The 23,025-nt window shown below is 61.9% G+C and carries 31 protein-coding genes and 1 pseudogene; all 32 read right to left on the reverse strand.

All coding sequences use genetic code 11. The features are described 5' to 3' along the window. Positions 1–24: 24 nt before the first annotated feature. Positions 25–525 carry a CinA family protein gene (locus AC07SU_RS17235; RefSeq protein WP_176994818.1) on the reverse strand — a complete coding sequence of 167 codons (501 nt, stop codon included), beginning with the start codon at positions 523–525 and terminating at the stop codon, positions 25–27. Between the two features lie 81 nt (positions 526–606). Further along, entirely contained in the window at positions 607–1,107 is a 501-nt protein-coding gene (locus AC07SU_RS17240) for a lysis system i-spanin subunit Rz (RefSeq protein WP_494997704.1), read from the reverse strand. Continuing rightward, complete coding sequence (locus AC07SU_RS17245; protein WP_494997705.1) at positions 1,095–1,652, reverse strand: glycoside hydrolase family 19 protein; 558 nt, start codon at positions 1,650–1,652, stop codon at positions 1,095–1,097. The genes AC07SU_RS17240 and AC07SU_RS17245 overlap by 13 nt, the downstream gene beginning before the upstream one ends. An 8-nt stretch (positions 1,653–1,660) precedes the next feature. Next, positions 1,661–1,861: a hypothetical protein gene (locus AC07SU_RS17250; RefSeq protein WP_494997706.1), complete on the reverse strand. Its 201-nt coding sequence runs from the start codon at positions 1,859–1,861 to the stop codon at positions 1,661–1,663. A gap of 646 nt (positions 1,862–2,507) precedes the next feature. Further along, positions 2,508–2,703, reverse strand: a pseudogene (locus AC07SU_RS17255) (tail fiber protein); the annotation flags it as partial. Positions 2,704–2,714: 11 nt separating this feature from the next. Continuing rightward, positions 2,715–3,314: a YmfQ family protein gene (locus AC07SU_RS17260; RefSeq protein WP_176994823.1), complete on the reverse strand. Its 600-nt coding sequence runs from the start codon at positions 3,312–3,314 to the stop codon at positions 2,715–2,717. Next, positions 3,302–4,342 carry a baseplate J/gp47 family protein gene (locus AC07SU_RS17265; protein ID WP_176994824.1) on the reverse strand — a complete coding sequence of 347 codons (1,041 nt, stop codon included), beginning with the start codon at positions 4,340–4,342 and terminating at the stop codon, positions 3,302–3,304. Before AC07SU_RS17265 ends, AC07SU_RS17260 begins: the two co-directional genes overlap by 13 nt. Next, complete coding sequence (locus AC07SU_RS17270; RefSeq protein ID WP_176994825.1) at positions 4,332–4,730, reverse strand: phage GP46 family protein; 399 nt, start codon at positions 4,728–4,730, stop codon at positions 4,332–4,334. Before AC07SU_RS17270 ends, AC07SU_RS17265 begins: the two co-directional genes overlap by 11 nt. Continuing rightward, positions 4,730–5,239 carry a phage baseplate assembly protein V gene (locus AC07SU_RS17275; protein WP_176994826.1) on the reverse strand — a complete coding sequence of 170 codons (510 nt, stop codon included), beginning with the start codon at positions 5,237–5,239 and terminating at the stop codon, positions 4,730–4,732. The genes AC07SU_RS17270 and AC07SU_RS17275 overlap by 1 nt, the downstream gene beginning before the upstream one ends. A 16-nt stretch (positions 5,240–5,255) precedes the next feature. Then, a complete protein-coding gene (locus tag AC07SU_RS17280; RefSeq protein ID WP_494997707.1) occupies positions 5,256–6,293 on the reverse strand; it encodes a phage baseplate assembly protein in 1,038 nt (345 codons plus the stop codon). A 3-nt stretch (positions 6,294–6,296) separates the two neighbouring features. Then, on the reverse strand, positions 6,297–7,535 hold the full coding sequence (locus AC07SU_RS17285; RefSeq protein ID WP_494997708.1) for a DNA circularization protein: 1,239 nt from the start codon (positions 7,533–7,535) through the stop codon (positions 6,297–6,299). After that, on the reverse strand, positions 7,522–8,697 hold the full coding sequence (locus tag AC07SU_RS17290; protein WP_494997709.1) for a phage tail tape measure protein: 1,176 nt from the start codon (positions 8,695–8,697) through the stop codon (positions 7,522–7,524). The genes AC07SU_RS17285 and AC07SU_RS17290 overlap by 14 nt, the downstream gene beginning before the upstream one ends. A 130-nt stretch (positions 8,698–8,827) precedes the next feature. Continuing rightward, complete coding sequence (locus tag AC07SU_RS17295) at positions 8,828–9,124, reverse strand: phage tail assembly protein (RefSeq protein ID WP_176994830.1); 297 nt, start codon at positions 9,122–9,124, stop codon at positions 8,828–8,830. Next, the gene (locus AC07SU_RS17300; protein ID WP_176994831.1) at positions 9,121–9,468 is read right to left on the reverse strand and encodes a phage tail tube protein; all 348 of its coding nucleotides are present in this window, start codon (positions 9,466–9,468) and stop codon (positions 9,121–9,123) included. Before AC07SU_RS17300 ends, AC07SU_RS17295 begins: the two co-directional genes overlap by 4 nt. Positions 9,469–9,532: 64 nt before the next feature. Then, the gene (locus tag AC07SU_RS17305) at positions 9,533–11,029 is read right to left on the reverse strand and encodes a phage tail sheath subtilisin-like domain-containing protein (RefSeq protein WP_176994832.1); all 1,497 of its coding nucleotides are present in this window, start codon (positions 11,027–11,029) and stop codon (positions 9,533–9,535) included. Further along, a complete protein-coding gene (locus AC07SU_RS17310; protein WP_176994833.1) occupies positions 11,029–11,211 on the reverse strand; it encodes a DUF2635 domain-containing protein in 183 nt (60 codons plus the stop codon). The genes AC07SU_RS17305 and AC07SU_RS17310 overlap by 1 nt, the downstream gene beginning before the upstream one ends. Then, positions 11,208–11,792 carry a phage tail terminator protein gene (locus tag AC07SU_RS17315; protein WP_176994834.1) on the reverse strand — a complete coding sequence of 195 codons (585 nt, stop codon included), beginning with the start codon at positions 11,790–11,792 and terminating at the stop codon, positions 11,208–11,210. The genes AC07SU_RS17310 and AC07SU_RS17315 overlap by 4 nt, the downstream gene beginning before the upstream one ends. Positions 11,793–11,855: 63 nt before the next feature. Beyond that, a complete protein-coding gene (locus tag AC07SU_RS17320; RefSeq protein WP_494997710.1) occupies positions 11,856–12,863 on the reverse strand; it encodes a phage late control D family protein in 1,008 nt (335 codons plus the stop codon). Positions 12,864–12,872: 9 nt separating this feature from the next. After that, entirely contained in the window at positions 12,873–13,085 is a 213-nt protein-coding gene (locus AC07SU_RS17325; RefSeq protein WP_176994836.1) for a tail protein X, read from the reverse strand. Next, a complete protein-coding gene (locus AC07SU_RS17330; protein WP_494997711.1) occupies positions 13,078–13,461 on the reverse strand; it encodes a phage tail protein in 384 nt (127 codons plus the stop codon). Before AC07SU_RS17330 ends, AC07SU_RS17325 begins: the two co-directional genes overlap by 8 nt. Next, positions 13,461–14,738 (reverse strand): hypothetical protein, encoded by a 1,278-nt coding sequence (locus AC07SU_RS17335; protein WP_256349796.1) that lies wholly within the window; start codon positions 14,736–14,738, stop codon positions 13,461–13,463. The genes AC07SU_RS17330 and AC07SU_RS17335 overlap by 1 nt, the downstream gene beginning before the upstream one ends. A gap of 128 nt (positions 14,739–14,866) precedes the next feature. After that, complete coding sequence (locus tag AC07SU_RS17340) at positions 14,867–15,439, reverse strand: phage tail assembly protein (RefSeq protein ID WP_494997712.1); 573 nt, start codon at positions 15,437–15,439, stop codon at positions 14,867–14,869. A 133-nt stretch (positions 15,440–15,572) separates the two neighbouring features. Next, positions 15,573–16,079, reverse strand: coding sequence for a phage major tail tube protein (locus AC07SU_RS17345; RefSeq protein ID WP_494997713.1), 507 nt, complete (start codon positions 16,077–16,079; stop codon positions 15,573–15,575). Continuing rightward, positions 16,079–17,245, reverse strand: a complete 1,167-nt coding sequence (locus tag AC07SU_RS17350; RefSeq protein ID WP_176994840.1) for a phage tail sheath protein — start codon at positions 17,243–17,245, stop codon at positions 16,079–16,081. The genes AC07SU_RS17345 and AC07SU_RS17350 overlap by 1 nt, the downstream gene beginning before the upstream one ends. Positions 17,246–17,247: 2 nt before the next feature. Next, positions 17,248–17,439 (reverse strand): hypothetical protein, encoded by a 192-nt coding sequence (locus AC07SU_RS17355; protein ID WP_176994841.1) that lies wholly within the window; start codon positions 17,437–17,439, stop codon positions 17,248–17,250. Positions 17,440–17,499: 60 nt separating this feature from the next. Continuing rightward, complete coding sequence (locus AC07SU_RS17360; RefSeq protein WP_494997714.1) at positions 17,500–17,928, reverse strand: phage tail assembly chaperone; 429 nt, start codon at positions 17,926–17,928, stop codon at positions 17,500–17,502. Between the two features lie 2 nt (positions 17,929–17,930). Beyond that, entirely contained in the window at positions 17,931–19,943 is a 2,013-nt protein-coding gene (locus AC07SU_RS17365) for a phage tail-collar fiber domain-containing protein (RefSeq protein WP_494997715.1), read from the reverse strand. Beyond that, positions 19,944–20,573, reverse strand: a complete 630-nt coding sequence (locus AC07SU_RS17370) for a phage tail protein I (RefSeq protein ID WP_494997716.1) — start codon at positions 20,571–20,573, stop codon at positions 19,944–19,946. It lies immediately after the preceding gene. Then, positions 20,570–21,565: a baseplate J/gp47 family protein gene (locus AC07SU_RS17375; RefSeq protein ID WP_494997717.1), complete on the reverse strand. Its 996-nt coding sequence runs from the start codon at positions 21,563–21,565 to the stop codon at positions 20,570–20,572. Before AC07SU_RS17375 ends, AC07SU_RS17370 begins: the two co-directional genes overlap by 4 nt. Beyond that, positions 21,562–21,894, reverse strand: coding sequence for a phage baseplate protein (locus AC07SU_RS17380; protein WP_176994846.1), 333 nt, complete (start codon positions 21,892–21,894; stop codon positions 21,562–21,564). The genes AC07SU_RS17375 and AC07SU_RS17380 overlap by 4 nt, the downstream gene beginning before the upstream one ends. Positions 21,895–21,903: 9 nt before the next feature. Beyond that, on the reverse strand, positions 21,904–22,515 hold the full coding sequence (locus tag AC07SU_RS17385) for a phage baseplate assembly protein V (RefSeq protein ID WP_494997718.1): 612 nt from the start codon (positions 22,513–22,515) through the stop codon (positions 21,904–21,906). Between the two features lie 3 nt (positions 22,516–22,518). Next, positions 22,519–23,022 carry a hypothetical protein gene (locus tag AC07SU_RS17390; protein WP_494997719.1) on the reverse strand — a complete coding sequence of 168 codons (504 nt, stop codon included), beginning with the start codon at positions 23,020–23,022 and terminating at the stop codon, positions 22,519–22,521. Positions 23,023–23,025 lie beyond the last annotated feature (3 nt).

Consider the following 23,025-nt stretch of genomic DNA (forward strand, 5'->3'; position numbering starts at 1 on the left):
TGTTCCACAAAGATCCGGGATCGCCTACCCCTGATTTTCGATTTCTGCTGCAGCTCGTCGCAACAAGCCCTCCAGGGCGGCCTTTACCGTTTGTCGGCGGACCTCGTCGCGGTTGCCGGTGAAGTGTTCACGCTCAGCCGTCACCTCATCACCCACACCAAAAGCCAGCCATACGGTGCCCACCGGTTTGTCCGGCGAACCGCCGTCCGGCCCCGCCACACCGCTGACTGCCACCGCAAAGCGCGCCAGGCTTTTCTCCTGGGCGCCACGGACCATCGCTTCCACCACTTCCTGGCTGACAGCGCCCACTTTTGGAAACAACGTTTCCGGCACATTCAATTGCCGGGTCTTCTGACGATTGGAGTAAGTGACATAGCCCGCCTCGAACCACGCCGAACTCCCTGGAATCCGCGTGATGGCTTCGGCAATACCGCCACCGGTGCAGGACTCGGCAGTGGTGACATGGGCATTGAGCACCTGCAAGCGGCGACCCAGTTCAGCGGCCAGTTGAGTGATTTCCTTCACGGTCGTCTCCAGGAATGGGCGGGGGTTCGCCTACCCTACAGGAGCCCATTGGCCATGCAAGTTACAGAGTGCATCAAGACGCTAATGCGCGACGGCCTGCACATACGCCTGGCACGCACGCAGGGCGATCAGCGCACTGTCGCCGTCGTCGGTGATGGCGATAATTCGTTGAGCATGCGCCGGGTCAAGTTGGGCTCGCGCGGCTGCATGAACCACGCCGCCGGTGGGGGTGGCGGCTGGCACTGCACAACCACGGGAGGTGTCGGCGGTGTCGAGAAGGACTGACAACCGCACATCAGCAGTGGCCAGGCGGTCACGCAGAGCCGCCTGATGACGTTGGGCATCGTTCAATTCCTGGGCATGTTGTTGGTCGCTGGCACTGAGCTGTTGCTCCAGCGCCAGCCGTTTTTCCTGCTGTATCTGTTGCTGGTGCAGGGCAGACGCAGATTGCTGACTAAGCGCCTGCACCTGTGCAGCCGCTTGCTGCTCAAGCTGCGCGCCATAACGCCAGGCCTGGACTTGCCACACAACGGCCATCAGCAGGCAAACGCCGACCACGCGACAACCGACTAGGAAACGCATAGCACCGCCTTCGCCCGCGCCCACCGTTGCAGGCGGTCCTCCAAGCCATTGAGCCCGCCATTGATCCGCCGCGTGATCGTGGTGAACTGGTCCTTGTCAGCCAATTCATTCAAACCGTTGCTTTGCCAGAACCAGGCAGCGGATTCGCAGGCCCATTGCGGTTGCTCCAGCAGCTCGGGCTGTCGCAGCAAGCGATCATCACCGAACAACGCCTGGCTGCACGCCAGGTAATTACGCCGACCGGTAATCTGTATCAGCCCCCTGCCCCGGTACATCTGGCCATCGCCGTCGGCTTGCGGGGTATTGCCCAGACGTATGGCCAAGGTGCCGGTGTCGTATTTGCTCAGGTATTGATCACTGCCCAGCTCACGCACGTAGCGCAACTCGCCGGATTCGTGACCGATTTGGGCGAGGAAGGCAGCGATGCGTTTGGGGGTAGTGATTTGATAGCGGGCAATGGCCGCGTTCAGGGCGGATATGAAAACGCCGGCTCGTGGGCCGGCGCTTTGAAAGACCTGCGACAACTGTTGCCGTGTAATAGGCATAACGGTCCTCACGCACTGTCTTCAACAATGTGAACGGGATCAACCGGCGCCTCTGGAACAGGCAGCGGCCTGACCTTGAATCCACCCTCGATGATCACTTCAAGGCCATTGCATAACCCCTCAAGCGCCTCGGCGTATTCAAGCGGGGTGATTTCAATAGCACCCTCAAACACATCCTGGGCGATTCGATTCTTGGCTGCGTAGGGCATTACTTGATCCTCATGTAGTAAGTGGCGCCGATGTTTTTAACGCGGGTTTCGTTGGCCTGCCGAGGTACACCGTTAACGCCGTCATCCACCGGATCACCCAATACCCCGCCGCCGATTGCGGCCAACGACATGCTGTCGCCTCTTCCCAGGTAGTAAGGGTTCCAACCCGTGACTCTGACTTTGTGTCCTTGAAACGCATCCTGCTCAAGCACCCCGGACGTACCTGCGCGAAGCGAACGCCGCTCCGTGTTCAACAACGAAACCGACCGTGCGTTGAACGGGCTGCCCGCCAAGTTGACGATCGCACTGGCGATAATCAACGGCGCTACCCCCGCTACGCTCTCGGAGACCAGAACCCCGGCGTTGTAGGGGTCAGAAGCAGTGAGTTTTATGTACCGATACTGGTTGCTGTTAATCGGTGGGATTGCGACACCCGGCACATGATCAAATATCGCAATCGGCACCCCCACCAGTTGCATGGCCCAAGGGTCAAAGCCGGCCAGGCTGGCGGCCGTCACCGGCTTGGCATTGTCCGTGCCCAAGGCAACGTCTGCAGGCGTGGCCGGCGTCATGCCGAAGCCTTGAATCGTGGTGGGCTTGTTGAGCAATTGGGGCCAGGTCACATTCGACGCAGCGATTTTGCCGACGGCTGCGGCAAGCTGATCGGTTTTCAGCTCATCGGGCACAATCCCCGCCGCACTGAGTACGTTCAAAATCTCCTGCGTCACCCCATTCCCCCAACTCGCCGGCACCAGGCTTCCTGGCGTCCCGGTCACGGGGTTCTCGTCCACAAACTTGCCATTTACCAGCCCAACGCTGGGCACACTTTTTGGGTAATCCACTGTTTTATCCCCTAGTCATAATTAATGTTCACCTGCGTGTGTGCAGGTGCGCTGCGATGGATCAGGCATTCCAGGGCACTGCCCGGGTCGGCGCCGAAGCGTTCGCCCCAATAGCTCGCGCCGAACCGACGGCCCAGGTGTTGTCGCCCGCCCGTGTTAAGGGTCCACATGAAGTGAGCGCGCCAGGTGCCGAAGCACGCGGCGCCAAAGCGGGCGTGGCCCATGCGCGGTGCGCGCAGTTCGGTGACGCTGGCGTCGGGGTAGCCCTGACTGCGGGCGATGTCGATGTAGTACGCGGCACGCTGGTTGCCCACGGCCAGCAAGCGTCGACGTACTGCCAGGCGTCGGTCGTCGTAGAGCGGGCTGAGGCCCAGGCACGGGTCAGGCAGTTGCATCACCTGTTCCCATTCGGGCACCAGTTCGCTGACGTTGGCCGGGTCCATTTCGTTTTGCAGGGCCCAGGCACGGGCGTCGACGCGGGCCAACTCCTCGGCAAGCCCGCTGAGCACCTGGCCCAGTTGCGGCACCGTCTCCAGGTCCCAGGCCGGGCCGCTGGGCAGCAGGTCGACCAGTTGCTGCCGATACTGTTCCGCCGTTCTCATCCCACCCATGTGATACCTCCAAACACCAGCAGTTGGTTATTGGCAGCGGTCACATCCGCCACGGGGCTCGCCAGTCGATGATCGGTCTCGCCGGTCGCGCTGCTGATGGCTTCTGCGATGTGGCTGAGCAACAGGGTGTCGCCCAACCCCGCCTCGCGGCTGTGCAGGTCGCGCAACTGGGCTTCCACCGCCGCGCGCACCGCCGTCGTGTCCGGGGTCAGCCGCAGTTGGTAGCTCACCGGTTTCATCACCGGCGCCAGCACATACACATCTGCCGTCACCGGGCGCAGGGGTTCGATATGGGCCTGTACCGCTGCCAGTTGGGCTGCATTGGGGATGGGCTGCGCATCGTCATCACGCATCACGAAGACACCTACCGTGCCCGGTCCCAAATAATTGCCTTGGCACCAGGCTCGGGTGACGCCGGGCACTTCCAGCGCCCAGGTCTCGTAGTCCTGGGCCGAGCCCCCTTGGGGAATCACGCGGTAGGAACGAATCACCCGAGTGCGCAGCGCCTCCAGGCTTTCCCGTGCAACACCGCCGGTCAGCCCCGGCGCCAGCACGGTGAAGGTCGAGCCAATGCCTTGCAGCGGCTGCACCGCCACCAGGTTCAACCCGGCGTCAGCGTTGCCAAGAAGGCCCGCGTCCACCGCCTGCACGGTGGTGGTGTTGAGCCCGGCCTGGGTCGTCACCGCAGCCGTCACGACGTAACCGCGCCCGTCGCTGGCTTGCAATACGCGGCCCACGTCCAGCACCGCACCGGCCGCGGCGGTAAAGCTCACGCTGCCGCTGGCGGCCGTCGCAGCCTTGCGTGGCTGGCTCAAACGCAGTACGGCCATGCGCTCCAGGGTCGCTTCGTCGGCGGTGTCCGGCAGGATCTGCTCGGCGATCCAATCGAGGTAGCCATACAGGCCAAACGCGGCACCGCTGAGGGTGCGCGCCAACACCTGGGCATCGGACTGGCGCAGCGAATCGCTGGCCAGGTCGCTTTGGGTGCGGTTGATCAGCACCGGCAGCGAAGGGGTTTCAAAGGGCATAGATCACCTGCCAACTGTTATCAGGGTTGATGTCCAGGCGCTCGCCGTCGGCCAGGGTCAATTGCGTGCGCAGGTTGAGGCGCTGGGCGTCGATGCGTTCGCTGAGGACCTCAATGGCGCGGCAATGACCGTCGTCGATCAGCCATTGCAGCGCCTCGCGGGCATAGAATTCAGCATCCAGACGGGTTTGGCGGGTCAACTTGACCCGCCTGAGCAACCACAGCCTGGAGCCAATGCGGTCATCGGCCACACTGGGGAAACTGTCGCCCCACCAGCCGAAGCGTTCGTCGTCTTCAACCGGGTCATCGGGTGCCGCACGGCGCCAGGTGAACAGGCTGATCAGCACCGCCCGGGTCAGGGCATTTTTCAAGGTGTCGGATACAAACATCACGGCCCTCCTACCGGCGCACCGGTCTGGCCGTTGCCGGGTTGCACGCCGGGATGCAGGTGCTGGATCTGGCTGATACCGCCCGCCACCTGGTCGCCCTTGGAAACGATCTGCCCACTCTGGGTCAGCGTCGGCGTATCAATGTTCACCGCCGTGCTCGCGCGGATATTCAAAGTGCCGGTCTCAATGTCGATCACCCGCCCACGCTTGAAGTGAATGCGATCACCTTCGTCGGTGTAGATCGCCACTTCGCCCGCGGCCAGCGACTGCAAGCGATAGCGACGGTCGGCCACCACCAGCACCACCGCATGGGAGCGATCCCCCCCGAGAAAGGTGGCGATTCCCTCGGCACCTGCCAGCGGGTTGCTGGTGAAACCGTAGGGTTCGAAATGCTCCATGTCGTCATTCACTTCGCCTGCGGTCAGGCGCATCTGCAGGGTTTGCAGCTTGGAAGCCGACTGGGCGAGCACGACGGTGCCGCGCGCCAGCAGGCGTGTCAGTAGGCTCATACAGGTTCCTTGAAGGTCAGGCAGGTGGCGCCGGGTTGGCGTCGAAGGTGGAAGGCGGCGCCACCTGCAGGGTGGTGATCGAGCCGCTGTCGGACAGCGAGTAAGTGACCTTTGAAATCAGCAGGTCCCTGTCGAACCCCAGCACCGGATCGATCACGCGCACCAGTCGGTTGTGTCGCCAGAGTTCCCCGTTGGATTGGCGCCAGCCCTGCACCCGATAGGTGGTGGTCAGGGCTTTTCCGGTGCGCGTGGCACGCTCCCAGTTCGCACGTTGCTGGGCCATTTCCGGGGTGATCTGCGTGGCTTCGCTGATGACCGTGATGCGTTTGCGCGCGGCCTTGTCGTCCACCGAAACGCCATACACTTCGCTGATCGCCGCCGCACTTTTCTGGTCGTCACCCTTGTGCTGACCAATCACCCGGTATTCGGAAAACACACCGCCAAAGTCCCGGGGCGCATCGGCCGAGAGAATATTCTTGCCCAGCGCCAATGCGTCACTGGCGCGTCCGCCGCTGCCCGGTTGCGCCAGCACCAGGCGGCCTTGTTCGTCATCGGTGGAGAACAGCCGGTACAACGTCAGCAAGCGATCAATAGACTGAAACACCGTCTCACCGGGCACCACGCTGTGGGTATGCAGGCGTGGGGTTTCAGGGATTTCGCTGCGCACCTCGATGCCATAAGGCGCGGCCAGGGCGCGAACAATGCTCGGCAAGGTTTGCCCGCGCCATTGGCCGGGCGTGTTGATGGCCGCGCAATCGACCAGGTCCTGGGTCAGCGAACTGCCCTCGAGGGCCAGGCTGATGCTGTTGCCGTCGTAGGTGACCGGCGCCTTGAACACATACCCGCTCAGCACCAGGTCGCAGCCGATGCGCACCTGGCAACGTGCGCCGGGCTGGATCGGCACCTCCAGGGTTTGCCCCGGCCATTGCCAGGTGATGCTCAGGTTGAAGGTGCGGAACTGGCGCTCCAGGTCCGCGGTGATTTCCACGCTTTTCCAGCCACCGTACTCCAGGCCGTCAACGGTCAAGGTGACGGTATTGTCCAGGTCATTCATGGCTTACTCCCGAACCACTTGCAGGTCAGCCGGTGGCAGGAACCCCGGGTGAGCCACCCGGTTGCGCTGCACCACTTCACCCACGCGGGTGGCATCGCCGAAGCGCTGATACGCCAGCACCAGCGCCGGCATGCTGCGCATCGGCGTGAGATTGACCAGGCGCACACCGGACGATGCCACCGCGTTGAGGTGGGCAAACAGTTGCTGGCGCAGGTCATTGAGCGCCACGTAATGCCCGGCATCGGCCTTGAGCGCGGCGTGCCACAGGGCTTCGTTGAGTTGATCACGCAGCGCCAGCACATCGTCGGCCACCGGTACTTCGCGGCGTTGCACCGGTTGCGTCGCCTGTTGCGCCAGTGTCGGCGTGGTGGTGAGGGTGACAGCCTTGGTTGCGACCGGGGTGTCCGCCAGCCAATGGGCTATTTGCACCCAGAGCGCGTCCTGCACCAGGTTGGCCGTCGCTTGCACGGCGGCAACACTGTCCTTGCCGGTGGTCAGTTTCGGCGCATCAATGCGCCGCGCTGCCTCCACCTGCTGCGAAACGTTGGCCAGCATGCCGCGATAGCCAATGCGGGCAAACTCGCCCAGCTCCTTCACATCGCCGAGCAGGCCCTTGAACTCGGCACTCAGTTCCCGAGGCAGTTCCTTGATGCCTTTGACCAGCGCATTCACATCCCCGTACAGCTCGATCAGCGGCGCGAATTGATGCTCGATCACCTGGTAGACATCGGCCAAGCCATTGCGCAGCGCTTGTATGCCGACACGCGCCTGCTGAACAAGCGCCGTCGCCTGCTCAAAACGCAGCATGGCTGAACCCAACAGGCTGTCGGCCGACACCAGCAATTGCTGGCGGGTATTCACGGCAGCGGTGGGAAACTTGAGGGGCGCGTCGGGGTAGAACTTCAGTGCAAACGTCACCAGCCCGCCATCCTGTCGGGTCTGGGTCATCTCGCACTCGCCCACCTTGACCTGCAAGCGTCCCAGCCACGGGTGTACCAGTTCACCCGCGCCTTCTTCCAGCGCCTTGAGCAGCTTGTCGCGCTGCTCCAGGCAATCCTCACCCACCACAAACGCGGTCAGTTCATGCACCCGCGACTGCTGCCCCAGGCGCTCGAAAAACGGTTCGTCGCGCTGGGGGTATTCGTGCAACTGGCCCTTCTTGCCGACCGGGGTTTTCGCCTGGTCGACCCAAAACCCGACGCCGCGAAACGACGCCGGCAACAAACGATCACGCCAGCTCATTGGAGCCTCCAAGGGACAGCGAGCGGTAGCCGACGCGCGGCGTCACGCTCAAGCCCGGTTGATTGGTCTGCGGCGGGCTGACCCGCAGGCCCGCCGGCGCATTGTCGAAGCTCACCCGCAGGTCGCCGTTGAGTTGGGTACGGTTATTCGCGGCGCTCTGCTGCAGCAACGAATGGGAGGTCGATGCCAAGTGCGTTGAGGTCAGCGAATGGCTGTTGGATACCCGGCTCGACGACGTCATCGCCACCGCAGCCGGCGGCAGCAACGAAGCGCCCTGCTCACCCGCCAGCCCCGGCCGCGCAGCGTTGTGCGTGACCTGCACGTCACCGCCCGTGAACAGCGCCATCCAACTGCCCAGGGTTTGCGAAAAGGCTTGTCGGATCGGCTCGAGGATCGCCTTGAGCTTTTCCCAGAGCGCCGAAAACCACCCCAGCACCGGTTCCCAGACTTGGGCGAGCGTTTCCAGCGGCGATTGGCTGAATATCGTCTGGAAGAACTCGACGGCGGGCATCGCTGCCGCCTGCAAGCTGCCCCACAGGTTGGAGAAGAACGCCGAGATCGGTGTCCAGTTGGCGACAATCAGGCCGGCCGCCACCGCAAAGGCCACGGCAACCAGCGCAATGGGGTTGGCCGCCAGCACCAGGTTCATGAAGGCCAGGGCTTTAGAGGCCCCGGTGACCGCCGCCTGAACCACGGAAAACGCCGCGGCACCGGCTGCCAGACCCTGCACCAGTTGCGGGTTGTCAGTCAGCACCTGCGTGACCTTGCCAAGCAACGGCTCCAGCCCAACCGTGACCGCCCCCACCGCCGGCAATAACGCCGTGCCAATGGTCACCGAAACCTTGTCCATCGACGCGCTGAAATCCTTGAGGTTCTGCGCAGCCACTTGCGGCACACTCGGCAGCACGGTGGCCTTGGCCTTGGAACTGACCGAGGCCACTTGTTCCTTGAACGCCACTGCCGACTTGATGCCGCTGACAAAGGGGGCCGCCAACCCGCCACCCTTGACCAACCCGGACACATCCAGGCTACCCAGCCCGCTTTTCGTCAGGTTCTGCTTGAAGCGCTCTACGGTGGCACGCAGCCCGGCGAGTTTGGGCGACAGTTCATCAACACCGGTCAGGCGCACCGCCTTGGTTTTTTTCTTGCGAGATTTGGCCATCACTGCACCTGCTGCGTCGCGTTGATTCGTTGCGCATGCTCCAGGCATTCCCGGAGCACATCCAAAGGCCTGGCCAGCATCTGTTCGGGGTCAACCTTCCAGAACCAGGCCAGGTCATAGGCCACCGCAATCAGCTCGGCGACGGTGCCTGCGCCGCACTCATGAAAAAACCGGCGACCGCCCAGCTCAGGGTGTTGAAGTCCACCAGATCCAACTGGTTGACCGACGATGGCGGGATGCCGGCGCACACGGCGATGTATTTGGCCGCCACGTCGAGGTCCAGGCTGACGTCCTCGCCCTTGTCGATCTTGTACGGCAGCGCCTTGATCGCCCGCACTTCCTGCACCGTCGGGCGGCGCAGAGTGAGTTCACGCAGGGGCTCGCCGTGGGCCTCGATGGCCACTTGCAGGGTTACCGTGTCAGTCATTGCCAGGTCCCCTTGATGCCTTCGAATTTCAGCTCGATCACTGCGTCGTCGCCCTTGGCCACCGGCTCCTCCACCAGGTAGGCGCCGGCCAGCACGTAGACTTTGCCGTTGCTGAATTCGCAGGTGACGGTCATGTCGGTACCGGCGACCAGTTGCTTCAACGGGAAGTCCGGCGTGTGCAATGCACTGACCTTGAACGAGGGGGCGATGTCGGTTTCCTTGTAGAAACCCGGTACCACGGTTTCCCGCTTGATGCTCAACAGCGGTGCTTCACAGCCGCCGCTGATGGTCAGTTGAGCGCCGTCCACTTTGACGTAGCAGGTGCCCGCAATCAGTTGACCCATGATGTTTCTCCCAAAAATAAGCCCGCACGCGGCGGGCTGGAATCAGTTGCGAAAAGCGCGGGGCTTAGAGCGCCGCGTCGTACTGCAAGCGGAATTGGTTGAGCAGCGCAAACACCCGCAGCCCATTGATGTAGTCCGGCGGGAACAGCACGTTGACCCGGCTCGGATCCTGGCTGTCGCGCTCCACGATCAGGTGTTCGGCGAACAGCTCGGCGTTCTCCACATGACCTTCCAGCTCCAGCTTGGCGTACTGGGCGATCAACTCACCGCGGATCGTGCTCGGGGTCACGATCGGCTGGCCGGCACCGAACCGCGTGCCGTCGCTGGCCAGTTTGTGGCGCCCGTATTTGCTGGTGATCACGCTTTGCAGGCGGCGCACGATAAAGGCCGACTGGTGCAGGGTCTCGCTGTCCAGGTAGGAGTTGTCGGCCTGACCGAACGCGTTCTTCTGGTAGGTGGTGATTGCCCGCTGGATACGCACATAACCGCCTTCGTAGTAGGCGGTGGCGATGCCGTAGTTGAGCAGCGACTGACGCTCGGTCAGGGTGAAACGCTCGCTCGCAGCGGCCGGATCAAGGCCAGGCAGGCTACCGCTCTGGGTCGGGCGGCTGGCGTCTGCCGAGATAAACACTGCGGTGCGTGCGGCCAGGGCGGCGGCTTGTACCCAGACCGGTTGCGGCACACCCGGCTCCATGGCCTGGAGGGTCACGTGCTGATCGTTGCGGGCCTGGCCAGCCGCTACCAGCGTGCCGACCGTGCCGCGCTTGGCGGTGTACACGTGACCGAACAGTTGCTTGGCCCAGGACCAGCGACCCGTGTTGTCATCCATCACCGCCTGCCAGGCATTCAGGCTGGCGGTGTCAGCCCACGGCATGCAGATGAATTCAAACGGTTCATCGCCCAGGGCTGCCAGCGCCGCCAGTTGATCAGGTACACCGGTGCCCGTCGCCATTTTGCCCAGGGTCGCCGTCAAGCCGTCGGGGATCTGCTCCCCATTGCTCTGGCCCAGGCGGTTGAGTTGCAGGCTGATGTCGTTGCCGCTGTCGCCAGTCCATTTCGCCGCCAGTGCGACGGTGCCGTCCACGGCGACCGCTGTCACCGGCAGGTCGTTACTGGCGTTGATTTTCACCGCCAGCGCACTGGCCGCGACGGCGGCGGTCGCCCCATTGATGACGCTGGCCTGCACGCGCACACCGCCGACATACAGGTTGAGCACGCCGCCCTGGGTGGCGGTGCCGGCGAGCTTGAGCTCGGCCTTGGCCACGCTGCCTTCCGTGCTGTGCAGGGGCAGGCACCAGATCTCTCCCACCGGATCGCTTTTGCGAAAGGTCTCGTACATCGCCGCCAGCATCGAGCCCGAGCCGCCAATACGCTTAGCCATCGCCGCGCTGGACACCAGCACCAGGCTGCCGACTTCGGCGCTGGTCACGTTGTCGTTGACCTGGCCCACGATCAACCGGCGCAAGGCCGAGCGGGCACTGTTGGCTGCCGAATTGTCCATCTCGGCGTAGAACAGCGGCACACGAATGTCCGCTGGAATTTGACTGAATCCAATCGCCATTATTTGGCTCCCTTTGGTTTTGCCGCCTTGGCGGCTTTGGTGATGATGTCGCCATCAGCCAGACGTCGACGCCACCAGGCGTTGTCCGGGACTTCACGACCCTCGGCCGGCAACAAGTCGCCAGCCTGCGGGTCGGGTACGGCACGGCCGGCAACCGGCAGTACGGTGATACGTGTGCTCATGGTGTTACCTCGGCAGAAAACGTCAGTTCCAGGCGCCCGTCGGGGCCTGGGCGTTGCAGGTTGGGGTCGGCCGGGTCAATCGCATCGACCCGCACCGTGGCCCCGTTGAAGGACGGCAAAGCGTCCAGCTCAAGCTCGTGCCAGGTTTCCGCCGGCTGCGTGCTGAGGTTACGGCCGAGCTGGAACCCGGCAGAAAAACGCAGGCGATACAGGCCCCGCGTCTTGTTCAACAGCAGCCAGTGGCCGCCGTCATACCGGATGGGCTCGTAGAAACGTTCCGGTTTGAACCCCACCAGCGCGCGCCAGACTTCGGCGCGCAGGGTATGCAGTTGGTCCATCGCCTGGGCCTGTTGGCCGTCCACCAGGTCGATCACCAGCACCACGCCAAAACGCTCGCGAATCACTTGGCGCAGGGTGTTCTGTGAATGGCTGGGGGCAGCTGCATCGGCGATAGGGGTCACCACCGCTGCCGGCGTGCCGACCAGCGCTTGCAGGCTTTCGAGGTCGAGGCCGGCATGAAGATGCGGGGTGAGGCTGGGGCAGTGGTCGTGCAGGTGGGTGAGTAAGGGCGTGATTTTCATGGGACTTTCCAGGCAATAAAAAGCCCGCTCGTGAGCGGGCCTTGGGGGCGACACCAATACCAACTAAAGCGCCAGGCCACTGGCGGTGATCGTGCTTCGGTAGCCCTTTGCGTCACTGCTATGGACCACCTTGTCGATTGACCAGCGCCCTCGCATATACACCGGCCAGGACTCATCCAGCAGCACCAGGCCTTCGGCAGACAGCAGCGGATTGCCGGGACAATCGATGGCCATCGTCAGCCCTTGCTGGCCTACTCGGCGCAATTCGCCTTCGGCCACCGCTCGTGCTTCCGCTTCGTTCTGATAGCGTTGGCGCAGGGTCTTGAAAGGAGCGATACCTACCTGTACCACCCGCTGCTTACAGGCGGCGCCATCCCACCAGTTGACCCGGCACCCCTGGTATTTTGACCGGGCCTTTTCGTCGATCTTGGCCGTGGTAAACGCCTGGCTTCCCGGCCGATTGTCTTGGGTCACCGACAGGCTGACATCGGGCAACTGCTGACCAGACAGCGACTTGACTTGCCCGCTTTGAGCCAGCACATACAACTCGTTGATCGGCTTGCACACGGCGTTGTAACGACTCGCGAGCCGTGTGATAAAGCCCATGTCAGTCTCGTTGGACTGGTCGATATGAGGGATCGAAATACCTTCCAGGGCGGGCGCAACGCGAGGTGAATAGCCATGACGCGTTGCCAGTTGACGAAACAGCGCGCCCAACGTCGTAGGGCCATGGCTGACAGAGCGTCGCTGGCGATAGCCACTGGCATCCAACACACTGAATGGCGCGGCAGAGGCCACGATGTGCAGGCGCATGGGAAACAGCACCGGCGTGCGCTGGGTGACCACAAACTCGCCCTTCTCCACCAACCCGGATTCCTGGTAGCCGACCCGCAGGCCGATTTTGCCACCCAGGCTCGGCAACCCGTCCAGCCCCTCGATGTTGATCGTCAGTTCCAAGCGGTCAGACTCGATACCGGCCGCATCGGTATGGGTCCAGCTCATCACCCGTTGATTGAGCAGCGCCGCATTGGCGCCGTAAAACTCCACGCTCGGCGTAAATCCAAAGGGCATGTCGCCTCCTTAATCCCAGGCAGTAACAGGGCGCGCAGCGGCCGGCTGCGGCGGCACTTCGGGCACGCTTATCCAGACGCCCGCCGGCAATACCGGGCCTTGCTCCGCAAGGTCGGGGTTCAAGCGCCAGAGGAGCTCTTCAGCCGTATCGTCACAACGACCCAGCTCCCGATAGAGCAACAGGTTGACCGAATCACCGGCAATACTTCGTGCTCTACGCATTGACGAACTCCTCTAACGTGAGTGTCCAGCCGATGAGCATGGCCGTGCCGTCATCGATCACGGCGCTCTGGTTTTCTGCAATCGTATTGATACGCCACAGGCCCCAGTTACGGCCAATACCATCAACCAAGGGCAATGGCCGGCGTTCGTTTTGCAACGCCCGCAACTCATCCAGGCGCTGCATGCCGGTGCCGTACATGGCTTTGCCAGTGAAGGTCAGGGTTTCAGCCTTTTGCCCGGATTGCCGCGTTTGGGGTTTGCTGGCAATGATCTCCAGGCTGGTCCAGCCGCCATCAGAATTGCGCGTGAGCGTGTCATAGGAAAACTCGCGGGAGAGTCCGAAAATAAAATTGCCTAACACCATTTGTTGTCGCATCAGACCCTCACATCGTTCATGGCAGCACCGCTGCGCGTACCTAACAGATCACTCATCGACAGCGGGTTGAACTGCGCTTCGATCTGCTGAACCACCAGGGTGGCGAGTTCTTGGTGGCTGGCCTGTTCAGGCGCGTTGATCGTGATCTGGGGCGCGAAATTGATTGCGCCGCTGTTGGTTTGCGCGCCATTGAGACCTTTGCTGACGTCCGCAGGCGTGGGCAGCCGATCGGGTGTGCCGATAAATTTTTCGCTCAGCCATACGCCGAGGTCACTGCCAACAAAATTGCCGACGGCGCCACCAACAGTCTTACCCACTGCGTTGCCCAGCACACTGCCCAACACCCCACCTAGTAATGTCCCGGCACCGGGAATGATTGAACCGAGGGCAGCACCGGCGAGCCCGCCAATCCTTGCCCCAACGACTGAACCAACAGCACTGCCCGTGTAACCGCCTGCCACGGCACCGCCCGCTGAGGCCACACCGGCACCGACAGTTTTCATGTCACCTGACGCAAGCCCACGGCCAATATCAGCACTTGCGCTGACCAGCAGTAGCGGCAATGCAGCTTTACTCACTGCACTCCCAACCCTGGCCACCTTACCGAACAAGCCCCGGCGGCCCGGCGCTATCGAGGCGCCTTTGTTATCACCCGGCTTGTTTTCAGCCGTTTTGCCTGCCGCCCCGGGGCTCGCCGATGAGGCACCACCGCCCAGCACCTTCTCGGCAACTTTTTCGTAAACCTTGTCCGTGACAGCACCGAAAACGCCAGAAACAAGAGGCGCCAACGCTGCACCGGCCAAGCTGATCGCGGCAGTGGTTTTGGGCAAAACCCCAGCCAGTGCAGTCAAACCATCGATCACCTCGGTCAGGATCATCAACGAAGTATCCACCACCGGCGCCTGTGCTTTATCGACAGCAGTGGAAAGGCGCGTGGTACTCGCCTCATACGCTTGACGCCTAGCTTGTGTAGATTCCGGCTCCGTGGAGGCCTTTTTCTCAGCGGGGCTGCCATCGGTCGTCTGCCGCAGATCATTCAGCTTGAGTAACGAGGCATTGAACGTTTCAAGCGTTCCCCTGAGCAGCACCTGCTCCACTGCCAAGCGATCGATCACAATACTGGCGTTGGCCAGCGCAAGGCTCAGGCTCGAGAACGGCAGTTGCGCGGCATCCAGAGATGAAGGCCCTGTGAGACTTTGCTGCTGGGGTGGTGCGTCATCCATGACACTCGCGCTGTACATCAGCCCGGCCGACGCCAGCGAATAATTGATTTGCATACCGCTCTACTCCTGTTTAACGCCAAGGCGAGTCATCGCGATGTCGTAGCGGCGCAATGCTTTTGCGGCATCCCATTCCAGGATCTCCGCTTCGGTTACCGAGTAAACCAGCGGCACCACATCGAGGATTACGTCGATGTCGCGTTGCGAAAGAAGGCCGCCGGTTGATTTAAAAAATCGTCGATGCGCTCCTGCAGTTCGGTCCAGTCGGGCACGGTCAACTGGGCGAGGTCGGGGATCATCAGGCCGGTGCAGTGAGCAGTGATGAACTCGGCGCGCTCTTTGTTGGTGGTGAGTTTTTTCATCACCTTGGTAGCACGCAGGGCCGGCATTTCCAGGGAGAGTTCGGTGTGGGTACGACCCGCTGCGTCCAGGGGCAGCAGCAGCTTGACCTGTTCGTGGGAGGAGGACTCTTCCGGTTCGCCGAGGAAGAACGCCGCAGGGCGGGTCGACATCTCGTGTACGTATTGGGCGATGGTCACGTAGTCCGGGCGCTTGAGCTGGTCGAGTTCTTTTTCCGACAGGCCGGTGGCGAGCTTCGCCAGTTCGAAGAACTGGTCGTCCTCGTCATCACCGGCCCGGGCCAACGCGTCTTTTTGCGCGGCGTAGTACAGCGGCTTGAGCTGGACCTGCTCGATCGTCGCGCCGGTGTCAGCGGTGATCGGCGAGAGCAGGCGGTGCAGCGGTGGCATCCAGGCCATGGGGCAATTCCTTTATGTAAAAACGGTACCTGTAGGAGCCGGCTTGCCGGCGATGCAGGCGACTCGGGTTTTCGGATGTACCGAGGTGATGCGATCGCTGGCAAGCCAGCTCCTACAGGGGGGTGTGCCGGGTTTAAGGCATGAGCACGGCGCGGCGGGCGTCACCTAGGATGTCGACGCCGTTGAGCACGAACTTCTGGGTACGCACGTCGATGTCGATCACCGGGATGCCGTTTTCCTGGCGGTTGTAGGTGCGGCAGGACAGCTCCAGCGTGGTGAGGGCCTTTTCGCCCATCTTCAGCTTCGCTTCCGTGAGGGATTTGAGCTTGCCGCCGACGGTGTGGTAGGTGAAATAGGTCTTGCCGTCCTGGTCCTGGCCGGCTTCACGCACGTTCAACAGGATGTCGTCACCCAGGCGCACACCCAGGGCCAGCATCACTTCCGGGCCCGCGCCTTGCAGCACCAGCGTGGCGCCCAGCACCTTGCCACTCTTGGCCATTTCCTCAGCGATGAAACGCCCGCCGGACATGGACTCCATGTCGAACTCGATCTTCGGCGGGGTGAACTCCTCCACCGTCGCGGACAACGGCAGGCCTTGCAGGGTGGCCGCAATGGCCTGTCTTACACGGTTGGTAAACATTAGAGAACGTCCTCCAGGAACTGCTCGATGATTTCATCGCGGGCATTGAGTTGATAAATCATGTGTTCGTTCGGCGCGTAGCGGCCGTAGTCGATGACGATGTACCAGGTGCCGTTCTTGTATTTCTCGACACTGTTGAGTTCCGGGTGCAGGTACACGCTGCCGCCGGGGATGGTTTCGTCGGCGACCAGGGTTTGCAGCCAGTCGTTGATGCGCTTGACCTCCTGGTCCATGAAGGACTTGGTGAGGTTCTTGGCCATGGCTTTCTGGCCGGCCTTGACCAGCTTGCGGCTGATGGCATCTTCCAGGCCGACGTAGCTGATGAACTTGCCGGTGATGGAGCGGTTGCCCAGCAGCGAAAAACCGCCAAGGATGGTCCGGGCGTAGTAGCTCACGCCGTAGCGGTTGAGCAGGTCGCCTTCGGTGGAAGTGTCGAGGATGTTGTACTCGACCACGCGGGATACGTCCTCGGCGAACGTCACCTGGTTGCCCGGGCTTTCCCACTGCTTGACCTTGGCCAGTGCGGCGATGGCCAGGGACGATGGCGACAGGAACACGTTCTTCTTCGCTGCCTTGGAGTACACCGACGGCATGTTGTGCACCAGCAGGCAACGGTCGAAGCCGAGGTCGGCACCGCCCAGTTCACCGCTGTAGGTCACTTGATCGGCAACGCTGGCGTCTTTGCCGTCCAGCACCACGCGGGCCTTGATGCGCTTGCCGAAGGCGGCGAACTCACCGGCCACAGCCTTGGTGCCGGTGAAGCCCGGGGCGCCGATGATGGTCAGGTCTTCCGGCACGCTGGCCAATGCCGCCAGGCCCAGCTTGCGACCGGTGACCGGCTCGTCGCCGCCGATCACGTTGTTGATCGTGTCAGCCGGGGTCGTGCCCTCTTCGACGATCACCACGTAGACCGGCACCTTGACCACTTTGAGGATCTGGTAAACAGCGTGGAACAGCGTGCCCGACTCAGTGCCGGTCGGGTCCAGCAGCGCCTGGGTGGTGAAGCTATTGATGCGGAACGGCGCATTCTTCGGGATCGACGCATGGGCCTTCGGCGCAGTGCCGACCAGGCCGATCACGTTATCACCGAGGCCACCCATGGCCTCGGGGGATTCGGTGGCATTCACGGTGATGCCGTTGTGCTCGAAGTTCAAAACCTCAGCCATGATTAGTCAGCCTTCTTGGTGGTGGCCTTTTTGGCCGGGGTGGCGTTGAGGACGCTGGTCAATTCCAGACGGCCAGCGGTGCGCAGGGCGGATGCTTCGACGTCCAGCAACTCCAGTTCCTGGCCGACGGTGGACCAATGGCCGGCGCCGATGGGGAATGGGGTTAGGACGGTGTAGGTTTGGCGGGTGGGCATGGGTAGGATCTCCAGGCGAAAAAAAACCGCTCGCTGCGGTTTTGGGTAATAAGTCGGTATCTACTCGGTTCGTTCGACCAGCCAGCTCGGTGGCTTCGGACGGTTTTCAACCGTAGGAAAATTCGCAGACTGTGGCCAGTCACGTAACTGCTGCAGGTAATTCAACAACTCAGTGAATTGCTCTGGAACCAACGTGGTTGGAGAGGCCAATTCCAACTGATCGCGATGCCGATCTCGTAGTCCGGTAGCGGTCGCCAGTTGGCGGTCCCGCCATGAGCGCTCCTTGGTCGCCAATTGCTCAGAGGTGAGTCCGGGCGGATCGACCGTGACCGGGAAGCCTTGATCATCAGCAGCAATGATCTTCCCGGCCGCGTTTTCGGCGCGAAGTTCAGCGTGGCGGGCCTTGGTGATCTCCTGGCAGTCAATGTCAGATGGCTGCATGCCGGGCAGATAAAAACCACCCGTTTCTGCGCAATAAAAAATGCTCATGGTTATTTTCCGATTCCGATGACGAACATATCCCGGTTATTAGCAACTGCCGTACCGATGTCTTGACGATCAAGGATCACCGTGGTTTTGGTGAGGTTTCGGTACTGCGCGGAGATGCCGTCGTCGACACGGGCAAGTGAAGAATGCACCGCGCCAGAGATGGCATAGCACGCATCAGGCCAGGCAAGAGGCCAGGTCAGGGTGGTGAACTGATCTGCCGCCAGAGACGCGCGTCCGTATTGGAGGAGCAGGCCACCGAGCCACGTTGGAAACAGGACGTATCCGCTGGCTGCAGTGAAGTTCATTGCAAAGCCAAAGCGCATTTTCTTCGGGGTCACGATTGTCGCGTCGTCAACGCCAGCCTCAGTTTGAGGCTGGGTCGCAACCCTTGCGGTTCCTTGGTTGACCTCGGTTGCCTGGGAGGCGAGTACCGCGACGTCGATGGCTCCTTGATTGACAGGGGCGTTCCAGGCCTTGATGCACCACATGACAGCCAGGTTTCGAGGCCGTGTAACCCCAAAATTGTTACCTTCGGCAGCCATCGTGCCGCCGCTACCGCTAACGCCACCATATGCGGCACCGGGATAATCCCCTGCGTTACCGATATCCAACCCGTATGCAGCACGAGCGTTCGATTCCGGCGTTACCGTTGCGTTGTACAGCCCGGTAACCGTGACGGTGGTGATGGTTGAATCCACAGTCTGAAGGCTGCCCTTCTGTGCGCTTCCAAGCTCCCGTCCGGTATCCACGCCTCGGCCATGATCCCAGCCTCGGAGGAACTCTCCGCGCGACTCAGGCAAGCGGAAATACCCTGCGGGTTCGCTCCCGGTGTTGAACGTAGTGCCTAGGTATGCAGCCAGGTCCGGGTAGGTCGCAATGCTCTTTACGCTGCCGTCAAGCTCCAGGTAGCCAGGCGGTACGGCAGCTTTGGGGAATGGAACAATCGAACCTACGGGAACGGCGGATTTCAACGTATCGAGTTCACTGACAAGTGCGGCGACATCGATGCTTCCCTGATTGATCGGAGCGTTCCAAGCCTTGATGCAGTACATCACGGCAATACTGCGCGGGCGTGTTTCACTCGCGATACGGGGATCGCCGTTCACGCCATCATTAATAGGGGTGACAACTGTAGGGCCAAGAACCGTATCACCTACTTTGTTTGATACGAATGGCCCGTTCGACGTTTCACTGATAACGCCCGCTCTACCACGCAATTCATGACCATGACCTTGAAAAGAGTCCGCGCGCCAACTACCGATGCCACGGCCTAGGTCAACACCCCGCCCATGATCCCACCCACGCAAAAACTCCCCACGCGACTCCGGCAGTCGGAAATTCCCAACCCCCTCATCGCCCTTATTGAACGCAGTCCCCAGGAACTTCGCCAAATCCGGGTACGCCGCAGCGCTCTTCACACTGCCGTCAATTTCCAGGAACCCAACCGGTACCTTATCCACCGGAAACGCCACCATCGAACCCACGGGCAGCGCCGAAGATTGAGCAATCAGCGCCTCAATCTCAGCCTTGGAATACGTCCCCTGCTTCAGGTAATCCATCACCCACGCCCGAGTCGCCTTCACCACCGTGTCATCAATCAACAACGTCACAATCGAGGCATTGCTCGTCTCAAAAATCGAGCGAATGTAAAACTCTTTCCCCGAGCCCGACGTGGCCAACACCGGCTTGTACGACTCCGGGTATTTCACGATGGCGTACAAAATCCCGGTGTCTGTCCACAGCCCGGCCTCGCGCACATACCAGCCGCCCACATCCGACGGAATGGTGACTTCGGCCATCAGCCAGTTGGCGTTTTTTTCGTCCTGGAACAACGCATTCAACGGCCCGCGCCAGACTTCGCGTTTCAGCGCTTTTGCGTTGGCATCCGGGTTGTAGACGGCGCCGTTGCCGTCGCCGACGGAGATCTGCGCCAGTTTGATCGGCACGCCCGCCGCCTTGCAGGCGGTTTCGTAGGCGATCCCCGCATTCGTGAGCAGGGTGTAATAGTCAGCCATTTAGTGCTCCTGTGGATAAAGGGTGGTGGTTTCGACGGTGTAGAGCCCGGCCGCCATAAAGGCGCGGCCCGTGGCCTCGACTCCTGCCAGCACGCTGGGGTAGATCGTGGTCAGTTCGCCGCACAAGGTGGCGGCGCCGATGGAGTGACGGCCCGAAGCACTCAGGCCTACGGAGATCGACAAAATGTCGCGCTCGCTCTTGGCGTCAGCCAGGCGGCGGTCGAGTCGGGCGTCGATGATTTCGCTGTAGGGCAACTCGGTGTAGGCCCGTACGGAAAAGCTGTAGGGCACGCCGGGCGGTGTTTGCTCGTACCAGGCGCGCACTTCGGGAGTGAGTTGCAGACCTTTGGCCGCGTTTTCCAAAGCCTGTCGCGTGCCAGCCTGGCGAGCAGTGGGCCAGGCGAGTTTGACGGTCAGGCGTTTCTCGGCCTCGGGGGCCGTGGAACTCCATTCGTTCACCGCGCGGTCTGCCGCCAGGTAGGGCAGGAACGCCGCCGGCGTGCGATCCGGGTCCATCAATTGCGGGAACGGTGGAGTCACTCGCTCCAGCAACTGGCCAAAGCCCAGGTCCAGCGCCTTTTCCAGCGGTGAGCTGTTGGCGGGCAACAGGCTCGCTTTAGGCTCGCTCATAGCGTGCGCACCTCCACCTCGACACCCGTGCAATAGGGGGCCTGGAACGCGCTGCTGATGATCGGTTCCAGAGGTTCGAGAATCTGCAGTTGGGCGGCACCGGCGCTGTGGATGGCGTAGTCGATCCAGCTTGGGTCCACACGGCCCTCCAGGCGGTGGCAAGAGTCGGCGTAGGTTTGCAGCAGTTTTTGCGCAGCGACTTGGGTCAATCCCGAATCGGGGCCGGCGTTGATCATGGCCACCACGCGAATTTTGTAACGTTGAATCTGCGCGCCCTGAACGGTGACCCGATCGGTCTCCGGTCGCACATCGGGCCGTGCGAAATGTCGCCGTACACCGTCAAGCAAATCGGCAGAAGCGCTGCCATCGCCGTCCCGTGAAAGCACAGTGACCATCACCTCGCCGGGGGCGGTGCGCCTGCCATTGCCGTCCTTGACCTGAGCCGCGTAACCATCCGGTTCGAAGGTGTAGCTGACGGTGACCACACCCGGCGAGGCGCTCTGCACCTTCACCGACGGCCGTTCACCGAGGGTGAAGACTTCACGGCGATACTGCATACGCGAGCCCGCTGCCGGCGCATGGGGCGCCAGGTAATAACGCAAGCGGGCGTCGTCGTCGCTTTCCAGAATCGGCGGCACCGGCGGGAATGCGGCCGGGTCGCCGGGGTCGAGTACCTGGCGCTCCAGGCCCATGTCGGCCAGGCGGGCATCCAGGTTGCTACCAGTGGCCCACCACGCCAGCATCTGCTTGATGCGGGCGTTGTATTTGCGTTCATGGGTTTGCAGGCGCACGCAAAAGGCTTCCAGGGCCAGGGTCAGCAGCTCGCTTTCGTTGTCGAGGCTGACCTTGAGTTTGGCCGCGCTTTGCGGCGCACGGGTGGCGACGTAATCGACGACGAAGGCTTTGAACTCGGCCAATAAAGGTTCGAATTCATCGACAGCGATGATCGCCGGTTCTGCCAGTTGGTTCTGGCCAGGGATCAACATACTCATGTGACGACCTCGAAGGATTGTTGGCGGTTTTTCCAGGTGCCGGCAAAACGCAGCAACAAACCTGCGCCCTGGCGGGTGGCGACAATGACCTGGGGTTGAAAATCAGCAATGCCGTTCTGGGTGTTGTAAAACGCTTGAGCCGCGTGGCTCTGGGCGAGAAGCAGCAAATCGTCGCCCAGGTTCTGGCCGAGCAGTTGGGGGATGAGCGAGCCGTACAACGGCCGCTTCTGACGCGTGCCCACAGGGGTGGTCAGCGCTCGGGTGGCACGCTGCACAAATTGCAGCCAGTCATCGACGGCTGCCCCGGTGTTCCTATCGATTCCGATCATGGCAAATCCTTATGCGCTGCTGATCACTCGGCCTTGGTGATCCACCACCGGGCCGCTCAAATGCACGCCGGCCGCATCCAGCAACACGCCGCTGGCGCCGAGTTGCAGGGTGATGCTCTGGGCCGTCATCGTCAGGCTGGCGGCACCGACCTTGACCTCGACCTGTTCGCGGGAGCCGCTGAGTGTGGTGGGGCCATTGACCCAATTGAAGGTGTGGCTGGCATCGTCGTAATCGCTTTGGGTGCCGTCCTGATGGCGGCGGCGTGTTAGCGAAGCAACACTGGAGACAGGCGGAAACAGACTACTGTTGAGGCCGAACAAAGCCACCGACTGCGAGCCCCCTTCCCCACCGCCATAGTTAAGCAACAGGCATTGCTCGCCGACTGACGGAATGCGGGTTTCGGTCTGCGCCCCCGCGCTGGGGTTGAAGAACCGGATGGCCGGGGTAAGCAACTCGCCGTGGCTGACCTTGCAGGTATTGCTGACAGCGTCCACTTCCTGGCACACACCGATGCGGCAGAAGCTTTCGGCGCGACGGTAGAGGTCTTCGAGTTGGGCTTCCATTTCAGCCAGGCGCTCGACGATCGGCCCCAGTTGCATGCGTAGCAATGCATCGAACATGGACTACTCCTGCAGGGGGCGATATTGGTCAGGATCATCGATGTTCGAGACTTCCCAGGTGCGGGCAAACAGCGGTGTGCCGGTGGGGTCTTCGAGCAGCGACGGGCCGAGGTAGAGGGTTTGGGTGAAGGACACGGTCCAGGTGTCGTAGTCCGTTTCTGCAATGGATGAAGTCGACGGCGCCGCGACAATGTTGGTGGGCAAGTCGCATTGGTCTGGCGGCAGGCCCCAGCGATTATCCAGGGCCAGGTCCATCACTTGGCTGGCCAGATCGCAGGCGTCGAAAGGGGCTGAGCCGGCAGGTACATTGACCTTGAGCAAAACCGTGAGGGCATGAGCCTTGCGCCCGTCCATGGAGCGAAAACCAGGCCCATTGCGTTCAATGCTGATCAAGACGCCGGGGCCTTGAGCGTCCAGGTGTGTTCCCAAGCTCAGCTGTGGGAAAGCGTTCTTCAACGCCAGCCCAATGGCTTCGGGAAGCCGGGAAGGTTTTTCAATAAGTGTCATTGG

The sequence above is a fragment of the Pseudomonas sp. GW821-FHT05H12 genome (assembly GCF_059419385.1).

Coding starts and splice junctions, on each gene's coding strand:
- AC07SU_RS17275 (WP_176994826.1), bottom strand. CDS start 5,239: ATGAGCCTACTGACACGCCTGCTGGCGCGCGGCACCGTCGTGCTCGCC.
- AC07SU_RS17310 (WP_176994833.1), bottom strand. CDS start 11,211: ATGAGCACACGTATCACCGTACTGCCGGTTGCCGGCCGTGCCGTACCC.
- AC07SU_RS17360 (WP_494997714.1), bottom strand. CDS start 17,928: ATGAGCATTTTTTATTGCGCAGAAACGGGTGGTTTTTATCTGCCCGGC.
- AC07SU_RS17330 (WP_494997711.1), bottom strand. CDS start 13,461: ATGCGACAACAAATGGTGTTAGGCAATTTTATTTTCGGACTCTCCCGC.
- AC07SU_RS17285 (WP_494997708.1), bottom strand. CDS start 7,535: ATGAGCTGGCGTGATCGTTTGTTGCCGGCGTCGTTTCGCGGCGTCGGG.
- AC07SU_RS17305 (WP_176994832.1), bottom strand. CDS start 11,029: ATGGCGATTGGATTCAGTCAAATTCCAGCGGACATTCGTGTGCCGCTG.
- AC07SU_RS17260 (WP_176994823.1), bottom strand. CDS start 3,314: ATGGGTGGGATGAGAACGGCGGAACAGTATCGGCAGCAACTGGTCGAC.
- AC07SU_RS17335 (WP_256349796.1), bottom strand. CDS start 14,738: ATGCAAATCAATTATTCGCTGGCGTCGGCCGGGCTGATGTACAGCGCG.
- AC07SU_RS17270 (WP_176994825.1), bottom strand. CDS start 4,730: ATGTTTGTATCCGACACCTTGAAAAATGCCCTGACCCGGGCGGTGCTG.
- AC07SU_RS17240 (WP_494997704.1), bottom strand. CDS start 1,107: ATGCGTTTCCTAGTCGGTTGTCGCGTGGTCGGCGTTTGCCTGCTGATG.
- AC07SU_RS17350 (WP_176994840.1), bottom strand. CDS start 17,245: ATGGCTGAGGTTTTGAACTTCGAGCACAACGGCATCACCGTGAATGCC.
- AC07SU_RS17300 (WP_176994831.1), bottom strand. CDS start 9,468: ATGGGTCAACTGATTGCGGGCACCTGCTACGTCAAAGTGGACGGCGCT.
- AC07SU_RS17265 (WP_176994824.1), bottom strand. CDS start 4,342: ATGCCCTTTGAAACCCCTTCGCTGCCGGTGCTGATCAACCGCACCCAA.
- AC07SU_RS17315 (WP_176994834.1), bottom strand. CDS start 11,792: ATGAAAATCACGCCCTTACTCACCCACCTGCACGACCACTGCCCCAGC.
- AC07SU_RS17390 (WP_494997719.1), bottom strand. CDS start 23,022: ATGACACTTATTGAAAAACCTTCCCGGCTTCCCGAAGCCATTGGGCTG.
- AC07SU_RS17370 (WP_494997716.1), bottom strand. CDS start 20,573: ATGAGCGAGCCTAAAGCGAGCCTGTTGCCCGCCAACAGCTCACCGCTG.
- AC07SU_RS17340 (WP_494997712.1), bottom strand. CDS start 15,439: ATGGCCTGGATGCCACCGCTGCACCGCCTGCTCTCGCCGATCACCGCT.
- AC07SU_RS17290 (WP_494997709.1), bottom strand. CDS start 8,697: ATGGCCAAATCTCGCAAGAAAAAAACCAAGGCGGTGCGCCTGACCGGT.
- AC07SU_RS17380 (WP_176994846.1), bottom strand. CDS start 21,894: ATGATCGGAATCGATAGGAACACCGGGGCAGCCGTCGATGACTGGCTG.
- AC07SU_RS17320 (WP_494997710.1), bottom strand. CDS start 12,863: ATGCCCTTTGGATTTACGCCGAGCGTGGAGTTTTACGGCGCCAATGCG.
- AC07SU_RS17365 (WP_494997715.1), bottom strand. CDS start 19,943: ATGGCTGACTATTACACCCTGCTCACGAATGCGGGGATCGCCTACGAA.
- AC07SU_RS17325 (WP_176994836.1), bottom strand. CDS start 13,085: ATGCGTAGAGCACGAAGTATTGCCGGTGATTCGGTCAACCTGTTGCTC.
- AC07SU_RS17355 (WP_176994841.1), bottom strand. CDS start 17,439: ATGCCCACCCGCCAAACCTACACCGTCCTAACCCCATTCCCCATCGGC.
- AC07SU_RS17295 (WP_176994830.1), bottom strand. CDS start 9,124: ATGACTGACACGGTAACCCTGCAAGTGGCCATCGAGGCCCACGGCGAG.
- AC07SU_RS17280 (WP_494997707.1), bottom strand. CDS start 6,293: ATGAATGACCTGGACAATACCGTCACCTTGACCGTTGACGGCCTGGAG.
- AC07SU_RS17250 (WP_494997706.1), bottom strand. CDS start 1,861: ATGCCCTACGCAGCCAAGAATCGAATCGCCCAGGATGTGTTTGAGGGT.
- AC07SU_RS17245 (WP_494997705.1), bottom strand. CDS start 1,652: ATGCCTATTACACGGCAACAGTTGTCGCAGGTCTTTCAAAGCGCCGGC.
- AC07SU_RS17345 (WP_494997713.1), bottom strand. CDS start 16,079: ATGTTTACCAACCGTGTAAGACAGGCCATTGCGGCCACCCTGCAAGGC.
- AC07SU_RS17375 (WP_494997717.1), bottom strand. CDS start 21,565: ATGAGTATGTTGATCCCTGGCCAGAACCAACTGGCAGAACCGGCGATC.
- AC07SU_RS17385 (WP_494997718.1), bottom strand. CDS start 22,515: ATGTTCGATGCATTGCTACGCATGCAACTGGGGCCGATCGTCGAGCGC.